Origin of the sequence: Nocardiopsis synnemataformans, from assembly GCF_965343085.1 — a bacterium.
GTDB classification, from domain to species: domain Bacteria; phylum Actinomycetota; class Actinomycetes; order Streptosporangiales; family Streptosporangiaceae; genus Nocardiopsis; species Nocardiopsis alborubida.
On the sequence record NZ_CBDRFA010000146.1, the window covers coordinates 1 to 4,737 of the forward strand.

The window sequence follows — 4,737 nt, forward strand, 5'->3', positions numbered from 1 at the left end:
AAGAGCCTCGGTCGCGGAGCCAACGCTCCGTGACCGAGGCTCTTCCTTTCCCGGTCCCGCCGTCAGATCGCCCGGCGCCCAGCCGCGGACCGGGCCACCCTGGTCGGTCGCGGGCCGACGAAGAACCCGGCGAGGCGATGGCCCACGCCGTCGCCACCCTGGAGTTCCTCCAGAATTCCCCGCACACCCAGATCACCACCCAACCAGCTGATCAAAGGCAAAACCATGAACCGCACTCAATGCTGGATCTTGCAAGACGCTGCGGGCCATCACTACACCCAGTCCCGGGTGACCGAGGTCGTGAAGCACTTCCCCACCCAGGAGAGTGCCGCCTCCCACGGTCGCTACTGGGCTCCGACGTTCACCCCGGTGCAGCTGCCGTACCGCTGCTACCTACTGGAATGTGACTGTGATGGTCCCGACGCAGAGAGCTGCGCCTCCGCCGACCACACCGCTGAGAGTGGTTGCCTCAGCCTCATGCATGGCCATGACGAGGACGAGGCCCGCGCGCGGGCGCTGGCCGGTCTCTGGGAGGAGGCCAGCACCGACCGTGAGGGGCGGTCACTCCTGATGTGCGACTCCTGTGCATGACGTTTCTGGACCCCATAGCCCCTGTTCGGCATAGCGGATTCCAACGGTCGTCGCGTTAGTTGGCCGCCTGGAGGGGCTTAGCGAGACGCTCGGCTGGTGTTCCCCAGCCGAGCGGATCGACAAACATGCTCAGGACCTGCAGATAAAGCCACACGAAAGGACCGCTTCGCCATGTACACCACACAGGACGCCCCCGCTGCGCAGCGCAAAACCCTGGTCGACGCCCGCCGCGCCAGTGAGCTGGCGCGCGGAGACCGGGTGCGCATCACCCGCACGACCCCGTACGGGACCTCGGTGAGGACCGGCCAGATCGTCTCCGACATCACCCACGGCGGCTTCATATTCGCCGAGGACGGAGCGGGAACAGGGGCCATAGTCACCGACGAGACCTTCGCTGAGTACCTGCGCACAACCTGGAAGGTCGCGGGCAACCAGGTCACCGAGGTGATCACGTAAGCCGCCCCACGGTGCCTGTGTAGATCTACGACGCAAAGGCTGGCCTCTAGCCTCCTTGAGGAGGCCACCCGGTTCGGCCGGTCCTACGTGGTCGAACACGGTATCGACAACGGCGGCGCTCCCTACGTCACCGTCCGCATTGTCTGGAAGCGCGAGGGCCAGGACGTGCCCGTGGAGATCCGCGCGACCTGGCACACCCGCACCACCGGCACCTACCGACTCTCCTCCGCCATCGCCAGGTGGGAGCGCCAGGACTGGCACGACATCAGCATCACCAAAGCCTGCACGCTCGTCGCCGACGGCGCCGAGCTGGAGCCTGCACCCGAGGAAGCGCCCGACCCTGCTCAGGAGTGGGCCCGGGTGTGGGGTGACCCCCAACTGGCTGGAGACCTGGGCGCCAAACTCACCTGCGAGGAGGCAGAGGTGGTGGCGGACCTGCTGGCCACGCTCGGGATGCCGCGCCAGGCGTTGGCGTGGCTGGTTGAGCACGCCCAAGACGACGACGAGGACGACGCCCACTGGGACCTGCGTCAGCAGTACCCCAACGGCTACCAGTAACCCACCAATCACCCTCGAGAGAAAGGACACCCCCATGCGCACCAACCGCCTCAGCCCCGCCCGCTTCGTTGCCCTCTACAAACTCGCCGTTACCCCCGGCCCGATCGGCGTCTACGACAAGCGCACCGTCGCCTACCTGCTCGACGTCAAGTTGATCGAATGGGGCTCGAAGGGCCGGTACTACGACCTCTACCGCGCCACCCCCAAGGGGGTCGCGGCCGCCCGCGAGCACCTGACCTGGCTTGCTGACCGCGAGGCCAACGGGAGGGACTACCGCCACGGCGACGAGATGTACTACCAGATCACCCCTGGCGTGTACCGGAAGAAGCTGGACGACGCCCAGGCGGAGCGCGCCGAGACCAACGAGGAGTCCACCAACGAGCAGGCCGGCCCGACCCACGACGGTGAGTGGGGGGTGTTCAACGACGAAGGGTGCACCTTCGTAGGCTCCCGCACCGAGGTGGAGGCCCAGGCCGCCAAGGACCGCGCCGAGGATGACGGCTATTACGCCGAGCTGATCAGCGTCCACCCGATCTGCCCCGAGCACGAGGAGCAGCCCAAGAACGCATGCGAGGAGTGCCTGACGGACGCCGAGTCCGACAACGACCAGGACGACGCCGAGGAAGAGCAGGACACCTCCGCCCCCGTCGAGAAGCGCGAATTCGCCGTGATCAACACCAGTCGAGGCGACATCCGCGTGCACGACGCCACCTGCGCCGACGTCACCCGCGACCGCAAGCGCTACGGCTTCGCCCCCGAGATCATCCACGCCGCCGACCAGTGCACGATCGTCGCCGAGTTCATGTCCGACTTCGTGAACGAGGGAGAGAACCCCCGGGACCTTGACGGCGACTTCGTGTGGCTGCCCTGCTGCGGAGACCTTCCGTGGGAGGCCCCCACCAGCCAGGAGACCGAGTTGACCCCGCCCCCGGCGGAGGGCCGCGTCATCGCCCACCAGGGCGCCACACGCGGCACCGACCCCGAGCACGTCAACAACCCCGCCGCCCGCGCCGCCATCACCACCCTGACCAACGCCGGGTTCGCCCCCGTCACCGTGAACGGCGAGTTCGCCCCCACCCCCGGGGACGGTACGACCGGGTTCTACGCAGAGGTCCGCTACGCCGACACCGCCGACGAGATCGTGTACGTCCACGACGTCCTTGACGGGAAGCTGACGTGGCGCCGTGACACGGACTCCCAGCTGAACGCCTACACCAAGGCACTCGCGGACGCCGGGTGGTCCATCCCCACCGGCACCGCCCGGGTTGTGCGTGCCCTGCCCCCGGTCGAGCCCGCCCCCGCTGAGCCGAGCATCGTCTTCGAGCTGGGCAAGAACCGGATCGGCGGCGTCCATCAGCGCAGGTGGAGCATCGGTGGCCGTCCGTCCCGCGACCGCGCGGAGGCACGCAACATCCTCACCGACCACTACGGGTGGGACGTGCAGGACGCCGAGCAGGCCCTAGAGGACAGTGCCCGCACGGCCGCCGTCAACCAGGAGGCCGCCCCGGCCCCGTTGTCGCGCCGGACCCGTGGCACCCGCATTGAGGACGCCATCACCCGCCACCACGGCGTGGACCCCGACCACGCCCGCACCATCGCCGCTGCGCTCGGCACTGCCGGGTTCAACGCCCTCCAGTCGGCCGACGAGGACGGGTACCTCACCGCCGGACACCCCGCGTCCCTGGCGTCCCTGGCTGGCAAGGAGCTGGTGGAACTCGCCGAGCACCCGGCGGCCGGTGGCGGCCCCCGCACCTACCAGATCACCGCCCTGGGCCGGGTGGTCGCCCGCATGAAGGCCGCCGCGCTAGCCAACCCCACCCCGAAGAAGCACCGCCCCCACCGCATCCACATCAAGTCCACCGACACCCCGACCGGCCGCACCTACACGGCCACCTGCCGGGACTGCGACCACCAGGCGGGCCCCTACGACATCCGCGCGATCGCGGAGCACGAGGCGGCCAACCACCGGTCCGCGACCGGCCGGGCCGCATGACAACGGCGGGACCGGTCTCAGTCGCCGTGAGACCGGTCCCGCCACCCCACCACCCTAGCCAGAAAGGACCCGCCGTGTTCCAGCCGTACCAGCTCCGCCCCGACACCACCCAAGCCATCCATGTCACGCGTGACAACCACCAGGAGGTGGCCGACTGGATCGCCGCGAACATCGCCGACGACGAGGGGGTGCGCGTCATCGCCCCCGCCCCGGAGGGCGAGGCCCGCCCCCGGGACGGCAAGGGGTACGCCCGCATCACCTTCACCGCCGCCCGCGCCACCAAGTGGACCAACCGGGTGACCGTGCCCATCCCCGGCGTGCTGGCCGCTCGCCGCACCCCGGACGGGCCGATCTACACCGGCCACCACACCGACATGTTCGACGCCCAGTGGGAGCCCGCCCCCGAGTAACCCCACCCCGATCTGAAAGGAACCGCTGTGTTCCGCGCCTACGACCTCCGCCCCCGCCCCACTGTGGAAGCCATCCACGTCACCCCCACCAACTACCGTGAGGTCGCCGCCTACCTGGAAAACCAGGGACTCCAGGTCACCGTCGAGACCCCCCGCGACGATTACGCCCCCCACCTGTACGTCACCGCTCCCGTGGGCGACGGCCGGACCTTAAGGTTCTACCTGTCCGGCCGGGACACCCTCGTGCGTTACAGCCCTGACCAATACGGCGTCCGCCAGACCGACATGTTCGACGCCGACCACCAGCTGACCGAACCCATCGTCGGCACCACCCCCGACCACACCGACACGCCCCGGGTCGTCGCGGCCATCCAGGTCCTCGAAGAAGCCGCATGCCCCCTGGTCGTGCTGGCCGGACCGTGGAAGGACTCCCGGCCCGCGCACAACGTGGACGTGGCCGGACTCATCGTCCTGCCGCTCCTCGGCGGCCGGGTGCGCGTGGAGTGGACGAACACCCCCGACGCCCCCATGGGGCTCCCGAACCCGGTCACGGAGCTGGAAGACGCCGCCGAGGTGTTCGCTGCCGCTGGGTACCGGGTGAGCCGCCGCGACGGCTACCTGGCCGCGGCCCCACCCCAGTAACCCCACCCCTGAGGGTCCACCCGCCCCCCGGGGGGCGGGTCCCCCACCCCTGTCCCTGTCACGCGTGACCGTCCCGCGTGACACCCG

Annotated in this window: 6 protein-coding genes; all 6 read left to right on the top strand. The window is 69.5% G+C overall.

What is annotated here, in order from left to right:
* The first annotated feature begins 288 nt into the window (after nucleotides 1–288).
* The 6 genes from ACSIH6_RS38965 to ACSIH6_RS38990 all read left to right on the top strand — a co-directional run bounded on the left by ACSIH6_RS38965 (nucleotide 289) and on the right by ACSIH6_RS38990 (nucleotide 4,650).
* On the top strand, nucleotides 289–591 hold the full coding sequence (locus ACSIH6_RS38965) for a hypothetical protein (RefSeq protein ID WP_435113846.1): 303 nt from the start codon (nucleotides 289–291) through the stop codon (nucleotides 589–591).
* 171 nt (nucleotides 592–762) lie between these two features.
* Nucleotides 763–1,047, top strand: coding sequence for a hypothetical protein (locus tag ACSIH6_RS38970; protein WP_435113848.1), 285 nt, complete (start codon nucleotides 763–765; stop codon nucleotides 1,045–1,047).
* Between the two features lie 87 nt (nucleotides 1,048–1,134).
* Entirely contained in the window at nucleotides 1,135–1,605 is a 471-nt protein-coding gene (locus tag ACSIH6_RS38975) for a hypothetical protein (protein WP_435113850.1), read from the top strand.
* Between the two features lie 34 nt (nucleotides 1,606–1,639).
* Nucleotides 1,640–3,598 carry a hypothetical protein gene (locus tag ACSIH6_RS38980; RefSeq protein ID WP_435113852.1) on the top strand — a complete coding sequence of 653 codons (1,959 nt, stop codon included), beginning with the start codon at nucleotides 1,640–1,642 and terminating at the stop codon, nucleotides 3,596–3,598.
* Between the two features lie 74 nt (nucleotides 3,599–3,672).
* Nucleotides 3,673–4,008, top strand: coding sequence for a hypothetical protein (locus ACSIH6_RS38985; protein WP_435113854.1), 336 nt, complete (start codon nucleotides 3,673–3,675; stop codon nucleotides 4,006–4,008).
* 27 nt (nucleotides 4,009–4,035) lie between these two features.
* A complete protein-coding gene (locus ACSIH6_RS38990; RefSeq protein ID WP_435113856.1) occupies nucleotides 4,036–4,650 on the top strand; it encodes a hypothetical protein in 615 nt (204 codons plus the stop codon).
* Nucleotides 4,651–4,737 lie beyond the last annotated feature (87 nt).